15 protein-coding genes are annotated in these 17,743 nt (G+C 43.8%); 8 read left to right on the top strand and 7 right to left on the bottom strand.

Features of this window, described 5'->3' with window-relative positions; genetic code table 11:
* The first annotated feature begins 26 nt into the window (after positions 1-26).
* The 5 genes from BM308_RS05665 to BM308_RS05645 are packed head-to-tail and all read left to right on the top strand — an operon-like array spanning position 27 to position 3,339.
* Positions 27-587, top strand: a complete 561-nt coding sequence (locus tag BM308_RS05665; RefSeq protein ID WP_074943589.1) for a DNA topoisomerase family protein — start codon at positions 27-29, stop codon at positions 585-587.
* A gap of 41 nt (positions 588-628) precedes the next feature.
* Complete coding sequence (purE, locus tag BM308_RS05660) at positions 629-1,138, top strand: 5-(carboxyamino)imidazole ribonucleotide mutase (protein ID WP_074943587.1); 510 nt, start codon at positions 629-631, stop codon at positions 1,136-1,138.
* Complete coding sequence (locus tag BM308_RS05655; protein WP_074943585.1) at positions 1,138-1,743, top strand: L-threonylcarbamoyladenylate synthase; 606 nt, start codon at positions 1,138-1,140, stop codon at positions 1,741-1,743. The genes purE and BM308_RS05655 overlap by 1 nt, the downstream gene beginning before the upstream one ends.
* 22 nt (positions 1,744-1,765) lie before the next feature.
* On the top strand, positions 1,766-2,581 hold the full coding sequence (aroE, locus tag BM308_RS05650) for a shikimate dehydrogenase (RefSeq protein WP_074943583.1): 816 nt from the start codon (positions 1,766-1,768) through the stop codon (positions 2,579-2,581).
* Positions 2,575-3,339: a class I SAM-dependent methyltransferase gene (locus BM308_RS05645; RefSeq protein WP_074943581.1), complete on the top strand. Its 765-nt coding sequence runs from the start codon at positions 2,575-2,577 to the stop codon at positions 3,337-3,339. Before aroE ends, BM308_RS05645 begins: the two co-directional genes overlap by 7 nt.
* Here BM308_RS05645 and BM308_RS05640 read toward each other — a convergent pair.
* The 5 genes from BM308_RS05640 to lgt all read right to left on the bottom strand — a co-directional run bounded on the left by BM308_RS05640 (position 3,336) and on the right by lgt (position 10,521).
* The gene (locus BM308_RS05640; protein WP_074943579.1) at positions 3,336-4,097 is read right to left on the bottom strand and encodes a substrate-binding domain-containing protein; all 762 of its coding nucleotides are present in this window, start codon (positions 4,095-4,097) and stop codon (positions 3,336-3,338) included. The genes BM308_RS05645 and BM308_RS05640 overlap by 4 nt on opposite strands.
* Positions 4,098-4,323: 226 nt before the next feature.
* Positions 4,324-6,192 carry an MFS transporter gene (locus BM308_RS05635; protein WP_074943577.1) on the bottom strand — a complete coding sequence of 623 codons (1,869 nt, stop codon included), beginning with the start codon at positions 6,190-6,192 and terminating at the stop codon, positions 4,324-4,326.
* Between the two features lie 90 nt (positions 6,193-6,282).
* A complete protein-coding gene (gene glmS / locus BM308_RS05630; protein ID WP_074943575.1) occupies positions 6,283-8,112 on the bottom strand; it encodes a glutamine--fructose-6-phosphate transaminase (isomerizing) in 1,830 nt (609 codons plus the stop codon).
* 228 nt (positions 8,113-8,340) lie between these two features.
* Positions 8,341-9,726 carry a bifunctional UDP-N-acetylglucosamine diphosphorylase/glucosamine-1-phosphate N-acetyltransferase GlmU gene (glmU, locus tag BM308_RS05625; RefSeq protein ID WP_074943574.1) on the bottom strand — a complete coding sequence of 462 codons (1,386 nt, stop codon included), beginning with the start codon at positions 9,724-9,726 and terminating at the stop codon, positions 8,341-8,343.
* A 3-nt stretch (positions 9,727-9,729) separates the two neighbouring features.
* On the bottom strand, positions 9,730-10,521 hold the full coding sequence (gene lgt, locus BM308_RS05620) for a prolipoprotein diacylglyceryl transferase (RefSeq protein ID WP_074943572.1): 792 nt from the start codon (positions 10,519-10,521) through the stop codon (positions 9,730-9,732).
* Between the two features lie 56 nt (positions 10,522-10,577).
* Here lgt and BM308_RS05615 point away from each other — a divergent pair, with 56 nt between their 5' ends.
* Entirely contained in the window at positions 10,578-11,033 is a 456-nt protein-coding gene (locus BM308_RS05615) for a hypothetical protein (RefSeq protein WP_143098572.1), read from the top strand.
* An 11-nt stretch (positions 11,034-11,044) separates the two neighbouring features.
* The gene (locus BM308_RS05610) at positions 11,045-11,752 is read left to right on the top strand and encodes a 4'-phosphopantetheinyl transferase family protein (RefSeq protein WP_074943569.1); all 708 of its coding nucleotides are present in this window, start codon (positions 11,045-11,047) and stop codon (positions 11,750-11,752) included.
* Here the strand turns inward: BM308_RS05610 and dnaE are convergent.
* Complete coding sequence (gene dnaE, locus BM308_RS05605) at positions 11,749-15,423, bottom strand: DNA polymerase III subunit alpha (RefSeq protein WP_074943567.1); 3,675 nt, start codon at positions 15,421-15,423, stop codon at positions 11,749-11,751. The two genes, BM308_RS05610 and dnaE, sit on opposite strands and share 4 nt — an antisense overlap.
* A gap of 262 nt (positions 15,424-15,685) precedes the next feature.
* On the opposite strand from dnaE, the gene dctP reads away from it, so the two are divergent.
* Positions 15,686-16,666 (top strand): TRAP transporter substrate-binding protein DctP, encoded by a 981-nt coding sequence (dctP, locus tag BM308_RS05600; RefSeq protein ID WP_074943565.1) that lies wholly within the window; start codon positions 15,686-15,688, stop codon positions 16,664-16,666.
* Between the two features lie 75 nt (positions 16,667-16,741).
* On the opposite strand, the gene ilvY is transcribed toward dctP, so the two are convergent.
* Positions 16,742-17,674: an HTH-type transcriptional activator IlvY gene (gene ilvY / locus BM308_RS05595; protein WP_074943563.1), complete on the bottom strand. Its 933-nt coding sequence runs from the start codon at positions 17,672-17,674 to the stop codon at positions 16,742-16,744.
* Positions 17,675-17,743 lie beyond the last annotated feature (69 nt).

The following is a 17,743-nucleotide window of genomic DNA, read 5'->3' as shown; positions in this document are numbered from 1 at the left end:
ATAAATTAAGTAGTAAAATGTGAGCCATGAAAGATTATTCTCAGTATGAGCATTTAAAGGAAGGAGATGCCTGTCCTTTATGCGGACAGAAACTGGTTTTAAGACATTCTAATCATGGTGATTTTCTGGGCTGTTCAGATTATCCGTCCTGTTCATTCCTAAAGCCTGTTGCTGTATCTCATTCCGTGGTTACCTTGGGGGAAGTTGGAGCTTCATGCCCTTCCTGTGGTGAACCGCTTTTAGTCAAGAAAGGACGTTTCGGTATTTTCATCGGTTGTTCAAACTACCCTGAGTGTACCTATGTACACAATCCTCAGGAGAGTGTGAAGATTAAATGTCCGGTATGTAAAAAGGGAGAACTTCACCAGAGAACTCTGCGATCTGGCCGAGTTTTCTACGCCTGCGGTAATTTCCCTGACTGCAAGTTTTCAACTCCAGGCAAGCCTGTAGAGCGAGTCTGCGAAGTCTGCTCCTTTCCTCTGATGTTTGAAAAGAAATTCAAAAGAGGTATCGGCCTTGTCTGTGCAAATGCTCTATGTGAGAGCAGAAAGAAACGTAAGCATTTAATCATTCGACCTAACTCATAAGCGTGATACAATTCACAGAGTTTTTTTAGGAGATTTCACTGATGTCTAACGCTTTTGTATCAATTATTATGGGCTCTGATTCTGATTTACCTTTACTGGAGAATACCATGGCTATTCTTAAGGGCTTTGGTATCCGCTATGAGGCCAGAGTTGCATCAGCTCACCGTACCCCTGATGTTGTATCCTCATATGTTGCAGATGCAGAAAAGAGAGGCTGTGCCGTATTCATTGGTGCTGCAGGTCTGGCTGCTCATCTTGCCGGTGCAATTGCAGCAAGAACAACAAGACCAGTAATTGGTATCCCATGTGATGGCGGTCCATTAAGTGGAATCGATGCTCTATACTCAACTGTTCAGATGCCAGGCGGAATCCCTGTTGCAACTGTTGCAGTAGGAAAAGCAGGTGCCAAGAATGCAGCTTATCTTGCAGCTCAGATCGTTGCTTTAACCGATCCTGAGATTGATGCCAAGGTTAAGGCTGACAGAAAGGCTGCCTGTGAAGAAGTCATGAAGAAAGATCAGAAACTTCAGGAAAAACTAGAAAATCTGTAATGTCTACCATATATACTGACAGTATTGAACAGGCAGCTTCAGTTATAGCCTCAGGCGGTGTTATTGTTTGCCCGTCTGAAGGTGTATACGGAATAAGCTGCTCTGTTTTTAATGAGGCGGCTGTAAAAAGAATTATTGCCATAAAACACAGAAGTTCCACTAAGGGACTGATTATTGTGGACAGCTCTCTTGAATACCTTAAGGAATACCTTGATGAATCAAGAGTTGATGATAAGGCCATGGCTTTAATGAATGGAATGTGGCCTGGTCCTCATACCTTTGTGGTTCCGGTGGTTGATTCCTTTAAGAATGCCGCTGTAAGAGATGATCACAGTGCCGGTGTCAGAATCTCCGCATTCAGACCTTTTGCACAGATCTGCTCTCTGGCCAGGACTCCTATTGTCTCAACCAGTGCCAATATCTCCGGAGAGAGTGCCACAACAGAACTGGATTCAATTGATCCTCGCGTAACCGATAATGTCGATCTGGTTCTAACCCTCCCATGCGGAGGTCTGTCATCCTCAACCTCTATCTACAATACATTAACCCACTCCCTGATAAGACAGGGGCCGATGTGGGAAGAGAAACTGGCAAAAATACTATAATCCTCATACATAAGGTGCAAAGATGAGTAATACCGATAAATATGCTGTCCTTGGAAATCCGATTGAACATTCGATGTCTCCTCTTCTGCACGAGTTTTTTGCCGAACAGACCAGTCAGAATCTATCCTATGGCAGGATCCTGGTTGAAACCGGTACTTTTGAGAAAACTGTAAGGGATTTTTTCAAAAGCGGCGGTTGCGGCTGTAATGTAACCGTGCCATGTAAGCTAGATGCCTATGAGCTTGCCGATAGCCTTAGTGATTATGCAAAAGCTGCGGGGGCAGTTAATACTCTTAAGGTAATGGCAGATGGTTCCATTTATGGTGACAACACCGATGGTCGAGGTTTAGTCTATGATTTAAAAAGACTTTCCTGTCCTCTTACCGATGCCAGAATTCTGATTATCGGTGCCGGTGGTGCAGCCAAGGGAATCCTGCTTCCTATTCTCAATGAATCTCCAAAAGAGATTGTGATTGCCAACAGAACCGTGGCCAAGGCTCAGGCTCTTGCAGCAATATATCCTGACAAGGTTAAAGGCTGTGGTTTTGATGAGATTGAGGGGGCTTTTGATCTGATTATCAATGCCTCATCATCCTCTCTAAGCGGTGATCTGCCTCCTCTAAAAGATGAGATAATAGCAAAGGCTTTGGCTGTTTATGATTTGATGTATTCAAAAACAGCTAAGACAACCTTTACTCAGAAGGCTTTATCTTTGAATGTTCCAAAAGTTAATGACGGATTCGGTATGCTGATTGGGCAGGCCATCCTGAGTTTTGATCTGTGGAGAGGAGTAAAGCCTGATTTTGATGCCGCAATTAAAAAGTTTCGCCCATGCTAAAGATTCAGATTGAAGATAATTCTCCTTTTAAAGAGGCTGCCCAGGATGTATTGTCTTATATAGACAGTCACGGTCTCTGCTTTGAGAATGATCTTCTCCTGAAGGTTGGTCAGAAGATTGTTCTTGAGCTTTCCGATGACTCGATTACTCCTCTTGACTTTGAAATTGATCTTTTCAGAGACAAACTTCTGTGGAGACTTGCTCATAGCGGTAAGAACTCAGAGGCGGTCTGCCGAGCCGTAATCGGTAAAACCGTTAAGCCTCTGGTGTTTGATGCTACTGCAGGTCTTGGCCGTGAGAGTATTATTCTGCAGTCAGCAGGCTGTCAGGTTTATATGTTTGAACGTAATCCTGTGATCTGGCTGCTGTTAAAATCTGCCATGACTCAGGCTGAGAACAACATTGAAATCCTATCTTCTCTAAAAAACGGTCTGCCTCACCTCACTTCATTAGGTTCTGTTGCTGAACAGTTAAAACGTGGCGAGAAATTACCTGAGCCTGATGTGATTTACTATGATCCTATGTTTCCTCAGCGAACCAAGAGTGCGCTGGTTAAGAAGGATATGAGAGTATTTCATGAGATTGTGGGCTTTGATCAGGATACTACCGAGTATGCCAATTATCTTCTGACAGTGGCAAAGCATCATCTGGTGGTCAAACGCCCTGCAAATGAACCACCATTAGAACTCAATCTCAGAAGAAGCAGCTTTGTTGACGGCAAAGCCTGTCGTTTTGACTGCTACTTCTGTGGAAACTAGTCGTTTAAAGCCTCGAATCCTGCGCTGTAGAATTCAGAGAGATTCTGTTTGTTTCCCATGATATAGTTGTAAAGTTGCTGAGTTTTATCTGACTTGTCGGTACTGATGATGTAGTAGTAGACAGGTGAATAATACTCATGAGGAACATACCAGTAGGAGCCGGTAGTCTGTCCGTTCTTCATGATCAGAGGCTTGGTGATAAATCCGGTCTGAATATTGTTGTTTTTCAGCAGAGAGAAGATCTGATACTCATGCTCAGCACGATAGATAGCGTTCTTCTTTTTTAGATACTCTGAAGGAAAATCCTTTCTCTTTACTACTTCGGTTGCAGCAAATCCAACAGTAGTCAGACTGTCCTTTGGAAGTGCCAGGGACTTAAGTTTCTTGTTGACGATAACGTTAATGTTGTCCTTTAACAGAAACTTGTTGTTAGACCAGAGGATCAGAGGGGCCTTAACAAGTCTTGCAACACTGTTCTGAGTGATTTTTCCTTCCTTGATAAGGTTTGCAGGTAATCTTTCCTCATTGGTGATAATCACATTGCACTTGCCTCGGTAATATATGGCGCGTGATTCGATATCCTGCATGGTTCCAAAATAGCTGTTAAAGGAAATCTTCGAGTTTTCTCTTATGCCTTCTACTGCTGAGTAAACCTGCGGAACACCGCAGACTTCAGGTGTGTCATCTGAGGCATAAACTGAAGTGAATGATGCTGAAAGTAGAAGTAATCCGATTAGTTTGATAATTCTGTTTTGCATAAAAGCTTTTCAAATGTAATGGTGAATTAGTGAGTTAATACTTTTAGGGCTATAAATCTGTTAAATAGCCTAACATCTTGATTTTTAGATAATATGGAATTATACCACAGATGTCCGTTTCGTATGCCTGCACCTCATTGAGCGGTAATTCTGGCATGAAATGTCCAAACAGAGAGCTTAGTTAATAATTGCACCTAGAGCTTATTTGCTATCGTATTTGTCTGATTTATTTAAACAACTTCTTTTCGCAAAGGATAAGTCTCTTGGTTATCTCCTCACTTGAACCGGCTCGTCTTAACTTATCAGCAAATCCAGGTTCACTTAAGATCAGTGATAAATTCGCAAGAATGTTGATGTGAGATTTACCATCATCAGGAACTGCAATCAGGAAGAACAGATCACAAGGCTTGTTATCTAAAGCACCGCAGTTAATAGGTCTTGAAAGTGAAGCTACAGCTACAGCAGAACGGTTAACAAATGGTCCTCTTGCATGAGGAATAGCAATTCCATGAGCAATTCCGGCAGGATTCTGCTCCATTTTCTCTTTAATTGCCTTTAGGAAATCATGCTTTGAATTGATAGCTCTGACCATGGACAGTCTGTCGGTCAGTACATGAATAATCTCATCTAAAGACTGTGCTTTAAGGTTATAGATTACGCTGTTTTCATCAAGAGCATATCTAACGGAGTTCAGATTTGATTTCGCTGAGTTTCTGTTTGCTCCGAAGTGGTTGATTGCATTGAGGATGTTTTCAAAGAAACTTCCGTGAAGTTTATAGTAATGGGTATAGATAACCATCATGCCGATTGTGCATACACACACCACAACCATACAGATATTGACAGAGTTGAAGAACAGATTCTCATCAAGTCCTGTTGAGGTAAACAGGGATGCATAGGAAGAGCCCTGAGTTGCAAAAACCATCGCTGCCAGAGAGCCAAATTTTGCTGACATGATTTGTACTGAGAAATCCATACACTCAGAACGGCAGCCAAACTTGAATTCACCATAGTCAATACAGTCTGCGGTCATAACTGTGGTTGATGCCTGTGACAGACTGAATCCCAGAGAAAGCAGACACATCAGGAAGCACAGTGATCCCATTGAGAGTCTTGCTGTTGTATGCATGGCATAAAGAGTCAGGAATGACAGCAGGATCAGCAGAGTAGAGAATATGAAAATCTGTCTGCGTGAGGTGTATTTAACTAAATGGTGGAAAGAGCAGTAAGTCAGCAGACTTACAACCAGCCATGGAACCTGTATATAGAAAAAGATCTCGTCATCGGATGGCACGCGATGAATGGTGATGGCAAAGAAGTTCTGATAACCTACAAAAACACACAGACAGGTCTGCTGAAGCAGTGTCAGGAAGAAAATAATCATCAGCTGATCATTTCCAAAGAAGGTTGATGCTGCCTCTTTTGCTCTGACTACCTTTCGCTTTGGTTCTTCCATGTCGAAGAATACATAGAACAGTATTGCACTTATGAAGGTAATTCCTGCCACATACCAGGAAACACTTCTGAATAGATTCTCATTTAGGGGAGAATAAATATGATCCGGTACCCCCTGATCCTGGTAAATAATGAAATATGCCAGAAGCATAACCAGAACGAAGCCAACAACAGCTGATGCTCTGCCAATGGCACAGATAATCTCACGGGTTTTGTGGTCTGAACCGAAAATTGAGGTTAGAGACCAGGATGGAATATCTATGAGAGAAAAAGTCAGAGCCCACATCAGGTACATGAAGATGGCGTAGATTACCTGTACAGACTGATGCATGTAAGGAATATCAAACATCTGGAGCAGGACTGCGGAATTAAGGATACCACCTGCCAGTACGGTCATTCTGAACTTGTTGTATTTAAAGACATCGGCACATAAATCTATAAGCATGCCGATAAAAGGCTCTTTTACAACGTCAAACAGCTTAACAATCAGGAAGATTGGAATTATATATATGGATGAGAGATCAAGAACGGTTGTCAGATACAGATAGTAAAAGGACAGCACGAACATATATATCGCGTCTCTGGCAATGCCCACGACTGCATATGGAAGCGCCCATTTTAAGGTGACCTGATTGTTCATAAAACTGAATTGATACTGTGTGTTTAATTAAAAAACATTGGCCTTCGATCTGAAAAAGAGGGAAGGCCGCTAGTTATATTTAAATTATTATTATTCTACGGTTACTGACTTAGCCAGATTACGAGGCTGATCAACGTCGGTACCGTTGATAACAGCACAGTGGTATGCAAGTAACTGCAGAGGAATTGTAAATAAAATCGGCTGCAGAATTTCAGGACAGTCTGGAAGTGACAGCATGTTGGTCTGACCGTCTGACTTGATAACTGTGGTTCCTGACTTGAAGATGTAAAGCTGTGCTCCGCGGGCTCTGACTTCCTCAACATTGGAGATAAGCTTGTCCATAAGAGAGTTGTCTGGAGCAACCACAACTACAGGCATTCTCTTGTCAATCAGAGCAATAGGACCGTGCTTTAACTCTCCAGCAGCATAACCTTCAGCGTGGATGTAGCTGATCTCCTTAAGTTTTAAGGCCCCCTCAAGAGCAATTGGGAACATCACTCCACGTCCTAGGAACAGACAGTGGTGTTTACCTGAGAACTGCTCTGAAAGCTCGGCAATAGTCTTGTCACAGGAGAGGAACTCCTCTGCAAGGGATGGCAGCATACGGATGGCTTCAACGATCTCGTGATTCTTTTCTGCACTGATTGAACCGTTCTGCTTGCCGATAATCAGGGCAAGGATCAGAAGTGACAGCAGCTGAGTGGTGAAAGCCTTGGTTGAGGCAACACCGATTTCTGCACCGGCCTTGGTGAACAGAGTGAAATCTGATTCACGAACTAAAGAAGAGCCGTTTACATTACAGATTGACAGAGTCTTGGTGTAATTCTGCTCTTTGGCAAGTCTTAATGAGGCCAGAGTATCTGCAGTCTCACCCGACTGGGAAATGGTAATGAACAGACTGTTGTCTCTTACTACAGCCTTTCTGTAGCGGTACTCAGAGGCAATCTCAACATTGGTTGCGATACCGGTTAACTCTTCAAGCCAGTATCTGCCTACAAGTCCAGCATGGTAGGAGGTACCGCAGGCAACGATCTGAATATTGCTGATGTTGCGGAAGGTGTTCTCGTCTGCGCCTACAACAGTCTCTAAAGAGATATCGTCGTCGTTTAATCTGCCCAGAAGTGTGTTTCTTAAAGACTGAGGCTGCTCGTAAATCTCTTTCTGCATGAAGTGACGGAACTTGCCCTTTGAAATACTCTCTGCATCAAGATCAGATTCAACAACCTGCTTTTCAATTATATTGCCGTCAAGATCGAATACCTTAACCTCATCAGTGGTCAGTACTGCAATCTCGTTTTCCTCAAGATAGATGAATCTGCGGGTTACAGGCAGCAGTGCCAGAGTGTCAGAGGCGATGAAATTTTCACCGATACCAAGACCGATAATCAGAGGAGAACCGGAACGTGCGGTATACAGTGTTGAAGGATCATTCCTGTCGATAAGTGCAAGACCGAAGGAACCTTTTACTTCCTTCAGTGCCTTCTTGAATGCTTCAAAAACAGAGGAGCTGTTCTTTAAATGACTGTGGATCAGGCATACCAGAACCTCAGTGTCTGTCTGAGACTTGAACTGGTAACCCTTCTTCAGTAAATCTTCTTTAATGGTGGCGAAATTTTCGATAATGCCGTTATGAACCAGAGCCAGATTCTCACAGATGTGAGGATGTGCATTAGCCTCTGATGGAATGCCGTGAGTTGCCCATCGGGTATGTGCGATACCGATCATGCCAGGACAGCCTTTCTCTTTTACGGCTTCCTTAAGATTCTTAACTTTTCCTGTGGTTTTGATACAGTGCTGTACGCCGTCACTGATAGTACAGATACCTGCACTGTCATAACCGCGGTATTCAAGTCTTGAAAGACCTTCTAACAGAATCTGAGATACGTTACGCTGAGCAATAGCACCGACAATTCCACACATATAAAACTAATCCTTTAAGTATTCTTTACTAATTTCGTGATCAGCTTTGTATTTTAACAGAATTTACAAAGAAATTTGCAGTTAAAAAGTCGCTTTCTGTTCGGAAATGTTTGGTTCTGAGGAAGGTTATGTATAACTTATTAACTTTTCAGAGAAAATACTGAAAATGAGGTAAGGATAATCTGCGCCAGAACATGAACAAGTCTGGCGCAAAGAGGTAACCTCAGACTACTTCTTGCGTGGTCTTGGGTAATTATCAATAACAGTTGACTGAGCGCGGGTAATGATTAAAGCTCCCTCCTCGGCCTTGATACGGTGGGTTACAGTTGTGCCAGCACCTATGGTGACTCCGTTCTTGACAGTAACTGGAGCAACCAGCTGAGTGTCTGAACCTACGAATACATCATCACCGATTACAGTCTTGAACTTGTTGGCGCCATCGTAGTTGCAGGTGATGGTACCGGCACCGATGTTAACATCCTTTCCGATTTCTGCATCACCCAGATAGGACAGGTGACCTGCCTTGGTACCAACTCCCAGATGTGCCTTCTTGCATTCAACGAAGTTGCCGACATGAACATTGTCTTCAAGCACATTGCCTGGACGAAGTCTTGCAAATGGTCCGATGGTTGCGGCTTTCTTAATCTCTGAATCCTCAAGTACTGAGTATGGAGAGATTACAGAGCCGTCTCCGATGGTGCAGTTTCTGATTACACAGCCGGCACAGATTTTAACGTTATTGCCAAGAACCACTTTGCCTTCAAAGATACAGTTGATATCGATGAATACATCATCACCGCAGGTTAAATCACCGCGAACATCAATTCTCTCAGGATCTGCAAGGGCAACACCTGCTACCATCAGCTTATCTGCCTGAGTCTTCTGATAAAGTCTCTCTACAAAGGCAAGCTGTGGCTTTGAGTTAACGCCGGAGAGAATGTCAAAATCAGGAGCAATCAGGATATTTACAGACTTGCCCTCTGCTGAAAGCTGACCTGAAAGGTCGGTTAAATAGTACTCCCCCTGGGCATTGTTGTTCTTAAGCTTAGGCAGATACTCCTTTAGAACAGATGCTTTGCATACAATCATGCCAGTATTGACTTCGCTTACCTTTCGCTGCTCATCGCTGGCATCCTTTTCCTCAACAATGGCTTTAAGCTTGTTGTCTGCACCGCGGATGATTCTGCCGTAGCCATAAGGATTTGGAGCAATTGCACTTAGAACACTCAGCTCGTTACCCTCTAGGGAGGCAATCAGATCCTGTAATAGCTCTGCAGGTGTTAAAGGCGTATCTCCGTACAGTACCAGCACGTCTGAATCATCGGCAACCTTAGGCATAGCGCAGTTAACTGCATGACCTGTACCCAGCTGTTCTGCCTGAACAGAAATGGTTACAAGTTTTCTTAATTCCTCTGGCAGGGTATTTATCATCTGCTCGACTTTTTCTGCCATATGTCCGATAACTACATGAATTGCCTTTGGATTTAATGCTGCAGAGGTTCTGATTACGTGCTCAAGCATTGGTCTGTCTGCAACCTTATGCAGAACCTTTGGAAGAGCAGAATGCATTCTTTTGCCTTTGCCTGCTGCAAGAATAACGATTTCTAATGACATTTTTTACATACCTTTATTAAGTTTTGAATTCTTTTTCACAGAGTAGATGATCACAGCAATGCCCACCAGAATAAAAGGAATGGACAGCAGCTGACCGACGTTGAAGATTGCATTGGTTGAGTAGTCTGCCTGTTCAACCTTGAATGGTTCAATAGCCATTCTTGCGGTAAAGGTTAGCGTTAAAAGCAGACCCACAATCAGTCCCTGAGGGCGGTTCTTTACAAACAGATAAAGCGCCATCAGGATCAGGAATACAGCAAAGTAGGCTACAGCCTCGTAGAGCTGAGCCGGATGACGGGGGAAAGTCTCTCCCAGTCTTACAAAGATAACTCCGAAATCTGAATTGGTTGGAGTTCCCAGAATCTCTGAGTTGAAAAAGTTTCCTACACGGATAAGTGAACAAACCAGGGCAATAGGAACACAGAGCATATCTCCCAGTTCAAGGAATCTGTACTTGTTTTTGCGCAGGAAAATAAGGACAGCGATAACTACACCTAAAGAGCCCCCGTGACTTGCAAGACCGCCTTCCCAGATCTTGAGGATTTCTACAGGATGGGACAGGTAGAAGTCTGGTTCGTAGATTAGGCAGTGGGCCAGTCTGGCACCGATGACTGTTCCTGCAAAGATATAAACCAGAAGTTTATCCAGATCCTCGGTTTTGTAATTTTTCTGTTTAAAAAACAACTGCATAATAATATAGCCGAGGATAAAGCCGCATGAGAAAAACAGTCCATACCAGCGTATAGACAGAGGTCCTGCTGAAAAAGCTATAGGATCTAAGTTGTTAATAAACATTTTTATTCCTGTTTTGGTAAAATTAGACGCGTGTATTTTATCAGTTTTTAATGATTATGATTAGTATTGAAGCAACTCAAACATTTTTTTCCGGTCTGGGACTGGCTTTCTGTATTTTAAGCCTTATTCTGGTTTTTATTCCTTCTAAAACCAAATTTGGCATCATTTCTCTGCTTCTCGGAAACGTTCCGCTATGGTCCGCAATTGTCATGCCTAAATCTCTGGCTCCTTTCATGGATTTTTTCCATGTAAATCAGTCAGCAAACCTGTTTGTGGCAGGATGTATCGCCGGTGTGGCATGTCTAATTTTATGGTATTTTATTACTAGTAAAATAATGGTAATTTATAGAGAGAAATTTAAGGCAGAATCAAAGGATCACAAAGAGGAGAATCAGTCTGCAGCTGAAGGTGAGAATGAGTCTTATTCAGGTACAGATACTCTAAAAAATTCAGAAGGCGCAAATGCCAATCCTCACCTTTTTGATAATCTGAAGGTTAACGATAGAGAGTAAACCTCACCTGTATGAAGATAATTCTCTCAACTATTGAAGATGCATATGCACAGAGTCATATCCTCAAAAAAGAGTGGCATGATTTTGCATCCTCCTTTTCAATGAACCGGCAGAAAAGCTTTCTAGGAGGCAGGACTCTTCTGCAGGAGAGTCTTTCTTTATTCTACGGTGTGGATTATCTTCCTAAGATTACAACTCTCTCTCATGGCAAACCGGTTTTCTTTGAAAGCCGCTATCCTTTCTTTAATATCTCCCACAGCTCTAAGCTGATTTGTCTTGCTGTAGGAGATCACGATCTTGGTCTGGATGTAGAGTACATCAAGCCTCGCCGTAATATTGAAGGACTTAAGAAAAGAATTCTCAGTGATGAGGAGTTTGAGTATTTTGAAAGCTTAAGCGAGAGTGATCAGCTTACTCTTTTCACTTCTCTGTGGACTCTAAGAGAGTGTCTTATCAAGGTCTCCGGCAGGGGACTGGTGGATATCAGTTCAATTGTCGCAGATATAGAGAAAAGAACCTTTGATTATTTCTCTGTACCAGAGGGGACCGGTGTTAATATCATCAGACTTGATTCTGTACTGAATCACGACGGGGCAGCTTTTATGTCCTACAGTTCAAAGGCCGGTGAGGAGTGTGATTTCTATATATTCAGGGACGGCCAGATTTTAAAGACCGACTCCCCTGAAATTCTGTACCGCTATGCAAAGGTCAGTGTCTAGTAGGCAATCTTAACGCTGTCTACACCTGCCATATCACGGATTCCCTCAACCAGATCATCTGAAGGCAGGAATCTGAACTTATCATCTCGAAGCTGAATCAGCTTGTTGTCAATAATCAGTCTTAAAGAACAGCCGGAGATGACATCATCTGGATTTTCTGCCATTTTCTTTTTGGCGTTGACTTCCTTAACATCGAGTTTGTTTCTCATCAGGATCTCGTCAATGTAGCCGATGTTTTCATTAAGCACATGACTGGTGAAGTTCAGAGTAAGCTTGCTGGCTCGATGCATGCGCAGTGTTTCCAGAGTATCAAAGCTTGAGATCCTCATTCTGGTGGAGCCGTTCTCAGGATCCATGGTCAGCCATCCGTCCAGAACCATGATAAGAGGTGTTGGAATATCCTCTCCCTTGGCAGTCTTCTTGCGAAGCTCTTTTTTCTCCTCAAGCTCTTCCATAATTCTGATCATCTTGTCGGCATTCTTGCCAAAGAGCAGAGTTTCAAAGGTGGCAGTACCGTCATCTAGGGTGATGATAAAGAACTTCTTGGTCGGATCTTTCTTAGAAGGCATACAGCTTGCGCCAATGACCACACCGCCGATGACCACATGATTAGGACTGTCCGGAGTTCCCGGCAGCATGTTGTTCAGGGTGGTATCGCCGCAGTATTTAACCAGTTCGGCCTTATAGCCGTCGATTGGATGGCCGGACAGATACAGTCCCAAAAGAGCCTTTTCATGGAACAGTCTTACTTTGTCAGACCAGTTGCGAACCATAACGTAGTTTGGTTTTACGTTCTGATCATCTAAAGCTGCAAAAAGATCCATCTGACCTGTAGCCAGATTGTCGGATTTCTGGGAGGCATACTTGATTGCGGTTGGAATCGAGGCCAGCATCTGAGCGCGGTTAGGTCCGATGCTGTCTAAAGCTCCGCTCTTAACCAGGGCCTCTAAGGTTCCCTTGGAGAGGTAATTGGTGCCCACACGGTAGACAAAGTCGAAGAAATCCGAGAATTTTCCATGGGCTTCACGTTCTTCCACAATATGATCCACCAGTCTCTCACCGATTCCTTTAATGGCGGAGAAGCCGTAGATTACATTGCCCTGTAGATCAACACCGAAACGGAACTTGCCGATGTTCACATCTGGAGGATTTACATCTACTCCCAGACGGTGACATTCACCGATATAGGCAATCAGCTTCTCGGTCTTCATACAGTCGGCGGTCATCATGGCGGCTAGGAATTCTGCCGGATAATGAACCTTAAGATAAAGAGTCCACCAGGCTACCAGAGCATAGGCGGCAGAGTGGGATTTGTTGAAGCCGTAGGCTGCGAACATTTCCACCTGATCAAAGATCTGCCCCATGATTTTCAGATCTTTACCTTTTTTCTGACAGCCGCGGTTGAAAACGTCACGCTGAGCCGCCATCTCGGCAGGGATCTTCTTACCCATGGCTCGACGGAGAATATCCGCACCGCCCAGGGAGTATCCTGCAAGTACCTGAGCAATCTGCATAACCTGCTCCTGGTACACGATAACGCCGTAGGTGGAATCAAGAATCGGTTTTAAGTCAAGATCCTGAGCTTCCGGAAGCGGATAGCTTACAGGTTCGGTGCCGTGCTTTCTGTCTACGAAGTGATCAACCATGCCTGAGTTTAAAGGGCCAGGACGGTACAGTGCCACCAGAGCTACCAGATCGTCAAAGCGGTCAGGCTGCATTTTGCCGATAAGCTTACGCATACCGGTGGATTCAAGCTGGAATACCGCGGTGGTTTCCGTCTCCTGAATCATCTTGTAGGATGCCTCATCCTCATAAGGAATAGCGGCAATATTGATAGGAGGCTTTCCCTGACGGGCCAGCTTGGCGTCAATCATTTCCTTGGCATCATCGATGATGGTAAGGGTGGTCAGACCAAGGAAGTCGAACTTAACCAGACCGGCGTGCTCCACATCCTTTTTATCGTACTGGGTGATAGGATGTCCGTCAGAATCCAGCATCAGAGGTGCAAATTCCGCAATTCTGGTAGGAGAGATAACCACACCAGCTGCATGTTTACCGATACTTCGGATCACACCCTCAAGTCTTACGGAAACATCAATCAGCTCAATGGATTCCTTATCATCGTTAGCCTTGGCACGGTTATAGAATTCAAGAAAATCAGGGGATACCGATTCACATGGATTTCCTTTCTTATCGATACCAAAACAGGCCTTAAAAGTGGTTCCGGGAGTTTCAGGAATCAGTGCTGCAACACGGCGCACCTGACCTAGTGGTACACCGATGGCGCGGCCAACACCCTGAATAGCAGCCTTAGGAGCCAGGGTACCGAAAGCTGCAATCTGGGATACAGCGGTTCTGCCGTAGTGATCCACCACATGCTGCAGAGTCATCTGTCGTTTTCTCTGACAGAAGTCCACGTCGAAGTCAGGCATGGAAACACGTTCAGGGTTCAAGAATCGCTCGAAAAGCAGATCAAAACGCAGCGGATCGAAATCGGTAATAGTAAGAGCATAGGCTACAAGTGAACCACCGCCAGAACCACGTCCAGGACCTACAGGCACACCGTGCTCCTTGGACCACTGAATAAATTCCATCACGATAAGGAAGTAGCCAGGGAAATCCATGGTGATGATAACGTTAAGCTCGGTTTCCAGTCGCTCCTCATAAATAGGTCGTTTTTCCTCACGTTCCTTTTCATCCGGGAATAGGAATTCAAGACGTTTCTCAAGACCTTCATGTGCCTTCATTCTAAGGCAGTCTGCTGTTGAGAGTTCGCCGGTGTCGTAGCGTGGCAGACGAGGTACATCCAGCTCAATCTCCACATTGCAGCGTTCGGCAACACGGCGGGTATTGATGATAGCCTCTGGCAGATCAGAGAAGAGTTCTGCCATCTCCTCAGGGGATCTCATATACTGCATTGGAGAGTAGGTTCTGGCGTTTTCACGGGAACCCTTTGAGCAGCCCTGCTGGATAGAGACACGGATATCGTGTACATAGTAGTCTGAAAGACCATCCTTTGGGATTTCATCCGGTCCCATCAGGAATCTGGTGTCATTGGTGGCTACAGGGCAGAAACCGTATTCAAGACAGTAGTTTAGAGCTGCGATTTCAAACTGCCCCTCGCCCTCACGGTTGGTACGGGTGATTTCAAAGCAGAATCTGTCTCCGTAGTATTTCTGATAGAGACCAAGGCGTTCCTTTATTTTTCCCTGTTCATCCTCTCTTAAAAAGGCGCCGATATCTCCGCGAAAACCGTTTAGAAGGATCATTCCCTCTGAGTATTTCCATAAGTCCTCAACCGTGCAGACTACATCTGTAATATCCGGGGAGCCGGTATTTACCCAGGCGTCGGAGAGAATGTCGTAAAGATTCTGTTTACCCTGACGGTTCATTGCCAGAAGGGTAACGGTAAAGATCCTTTCTGGATCACCTTGTTTGGTGTTTTCTCTTACCTGAAGATCTGCGCCCATGATTGGTTTGATTCCGGCACCGTAACATGCGTTATAGAATCTGACAAAGCCGGCCATATTGTTATAGTCGGTGACAGCCAGTGCAGGGATATGGAATTTTGATGCTCTTTTTACAATATCACCCACGTTCTGCAGACCGTCATTGATGGAGTAGCAGGAGTGAACGTGAAGCGGAACGTAAGTTAATTCTCTATCAATCATTTATATGTTTTTCTTGAATTTTTTTTGAGGTGGGCGCCTTTGAACTTTTTCTTTTTTCATTCAGTATTCTAGCAGATTTTGCTTTTGCATTTTCTGAATACCTTTCAGAGTTTCAAGAAAAAAGAAAATAAGAGTCTGAATTTCGATTTTTTCTGATTAAATTGCGGTTTTGTGCAAGATTTTGAGGGGATTGTGCAGTCATACTTTTGTTAAGCAACTATACTTTTATTACAGGGAGACAAAAAAAGAGGGGCAAGAGTTTATGAAGTTATGCAGATTGATAGTTCTGTCTGTAATGATGTTCCTTTTTGGACTGACAGCTCCTGCTTATGCCAAGATCACCGTAACTGTCGCTCATACCCATGTGGAGACCCATCCTCAGCATAAAGCCTTTCTGGTATTCAAGAACTATATTGAGAATGAGATTGGAGACCGCTATGAAATCCAGATTTATCCAAACGGTCTTTCCGGTTCAAATGAGCAGGTATTTTCTCTGGTTAAATTAAACTCCATTCAGTTTATGGCTATTTCTGCCTCTCTGCTTGAAAATGCTTCCAAACAGTACTCTATCTTTTCAGTACCTTATCTTTTCCGTTCCGAGGAGTCCTATGAAAAATTCATAAGTGATCCTGAGGTGCTTGAAGAACTGCGTGTGCAGGAGAAAAAGAAAAACTTCAGACCATTGAGTGCCTTTACTGCCGGTACCAGAAATTTCTATGCCTGCTATCCTATAAGATCTGTAGATGATCTTAAGGACCGAAACTTCAGAGTACAGCTTGGCCGTAATACCGGTCTGATGATGGAAGCTTTCGGTGCCAATGACTATGTAATGTCATTTAAGGATGTCTATCAGGCCTTAAAGAGAGGTGTGGTTGACGGAGCTGAGAACAATGAGCTTGCGCTGGTTGATCAGAAACACGGTGAATTCTGTAAGTACTACACCTATGACAGACATCAGATGATTCCTGATATGCTGGTTGGTTCCGAGGAATTTCTCTCCCATTTAAGTCCTGAGGATTATGAGGTATTTAAGGCTGCTGCCATGGAGGCTCAGCGGGTTGAAATCAGAGAGTGGAAGAGCCGTGTGCAGAAAGCGATTAAGCAGGCTGAAGAGATGGGCGTATCCTTTATAAAGGTGGATGTGGAGCCTTTCCGTAAGAAGGTTCTGCCTTTGCATGACAGTCTTTTAAACGATAATCCTGCTATAAGAAAGCTTTATGTGATGACGCTGAAGTATCAGTAGAGAGTTTGATTGAAATTTAACTGTCATAATCATTTCCTCGCCTGCGGCACTTCGGGCGAGGATTTTTTTTCTGTGCTACATGATTCCAAGATCAGTTCTGCGACGGGTCAGATCAGGGCTGAAGCTTGGAGCCAGACGTCTAGCCAGATCATGCACAATCTTGATATTAGGATTCTTGGCACGATTCTTAAGGGAACACAGTGCTACACGGAAGTTTGACCATGGCAGTTCCTTTATAACTACCACGTCATTCTTGAATGGAGAGATATCATAGACAAGTCTTGGTACCACAGAGATACCAAAGCCTAAGGCGGTGATTGACACAATGGCCTCATGTCCTGAGATTTCAGAATAGATATGAGGTGTTACCTCCAGGGTCTGGAAGAATTTTTCTACCTCATAGCGCAGCTGTCCTTTTTCTGGCATTACAAAAGGCACTCCGGAAAGATCATTTGATGACAGATCGTTTTCTGTGTTATAACGTGGCTTTTTTGGTGCAATCAGAATCAGAGGGAAGGTTACCAGATCAACATAGCGGATGTTATCAGGAATTTCATTAGGAAGTGCACTGATTACAAAGTCGGTATCTGGATCTTCAAGCTTTAAAAGAGCCTCGGCAGGATCACCGGTTTCAAGCTTGATTTCAAGATTTGGTGCAGTCAGATGCAGCTCATTGAGCAGTCTTGGAATAAACAGATATGATGCGGTAACCGAGCAGAAAATCTTAACTATACCGCTGGCTGTCTGCATATTTCCATTCAGATCATGCTCTAGCTCAGCATAGGCATTCAGGGTTTTTCGGGCAAACTCCTCAAATTTGTGACCGGCTTCGGTAATAAAGATTCCTTTCTTATCTCTGATACACAGTTTGGTGTTAAGCTTTGCCTCAAGTTTGTTCAAGGTTCTGCTCAGAGTTGAAGGACTTACCTCGCATAGAGTTGCTGTTCTGGTGAGGTTTGAGGTCTCACAGAGTCTTAAGAATGCCGCTGCGTCTTTTAAATCAATCACAATAATATCTTCCTGAAACTTGTCCTATATTGCAAAAATTGCAATATAAAATAAATCGTATTCCATTTT

It is taken from the genome of Succinivibrio dextrinosolvens (genome assembly GCF_900116345.1).
GTDB lineage: Bacteria > Pseudomonadota > Gammaproteobacteria > Enterobacterales > Succinivibrionaceae > Succinivibrio > Succinivibrio dextrinosolvens_B.
Note: the sequence above shows the minus strand (reverse complement) of the source record. Positions and strands in the feature narration are given on the sequence as shown.

What these genes read in the sequence shown, in the direction of transcription:
- BM308_RS05645 (WP_074943581.1), top strand. Translation starts at nt 2,575, where the DNA reads ATGCTAAAGATTCAGATTGAAGATAATTCTCCTTTTAAAGAGGCTGCC.
- lgt (WP_074943572.1), bottom strand. Translation starts at nt 10,521, where the DNA reads ATGTTTATTAACAACTTAGATCCTATAGCTTTTTCAGCAGGACCTCTG.
- dnaE (WP_074943567.1), bottom strand. Translation starts at nt 15,423, where the DNA reads ATGATTGATAGAGAATTAACTTACGTTCCGCTTCACGTTCACTCCTGC.
- glmS (WP_074943575.1), bottom strand. Translation starts at nt 8,112, where the DNA reads ATGTGTGGAATTGTCGGTGCTATTGCTCAGCGTAACGTATCTCAGATT.
- BM308_RS05615 (WP_143098572.1), top strand. Translation starts at nt 10,578, where the DNA reads ATGATTAGTATTGAAGCAACTCAAACATTTTTTTCCGGTCTGGGACTG.
- dctP (WP_074943565.1), top strand. Translation starts at nt 15,686, where the DNA reads ATGAAGTTATGCAGATTGATAGTTCTGTCTGTAATGATGTTCCTTTTT.
- BM308_RS05610 (WP_074943569.1), top strand. Translation starts at nt 11,045, where the DNA reads ATGAAGATAATTCTCTCAACTATTGAAGATGCATATGCACAGAGTCAT.
- purE (WP_074943587.1), top strand. Translation starts at nt 629, where the DNA reads ATGTCTAACGCTTTTGTATCAATTATTATGGGCTCTGATTCTGATTTA.
- BM308_RS05665 (WP_074943589.1), top strand. Translation starts at nt 27, where the DNA reads ATGAAAGATTATTCTCAGTATGAGCATTTAAAGGAAGGAGATGCCTGT.
- glmU (WP_074943574.1), bottom strand. Translation starts at nt 9,726, where the DNA reads ATGTCATTAGAAATCGTTATTCTTGCAGCAGGCAAAGGCAAAAGAATG.
- aroE (WP_074943583.1), top strand. Translation starts at nt 1,766, where the DNA reads ATGAGTAATACCGATAAATATGCTGTCCTTGGAAATCCGATTGAACAT.
- BM308_RS05655 (WP_074943585.1), top strand. Translation starts at nt 1,138, where the DNA reads ATGTCTACCATATATACTGACAGTATTGAACAGGCAGCTTCAGTTATA.
- BM308_RS05635 (WP_074943577.1), bottom strand. Translation starts at nt 6,192, where the DNA reads ATGAACAATCAGGTCACCTTAAAATGGGCGCTTCCATATGCAGTCGTG.
- BM308_RS05640 (WP_074943579.1), bottom strand. Translation starts at nt 4,097, where the DNA reads ATGCAAAACAGAATTATCAAACTAATCGGATTACTTCTACTTTCAGCA.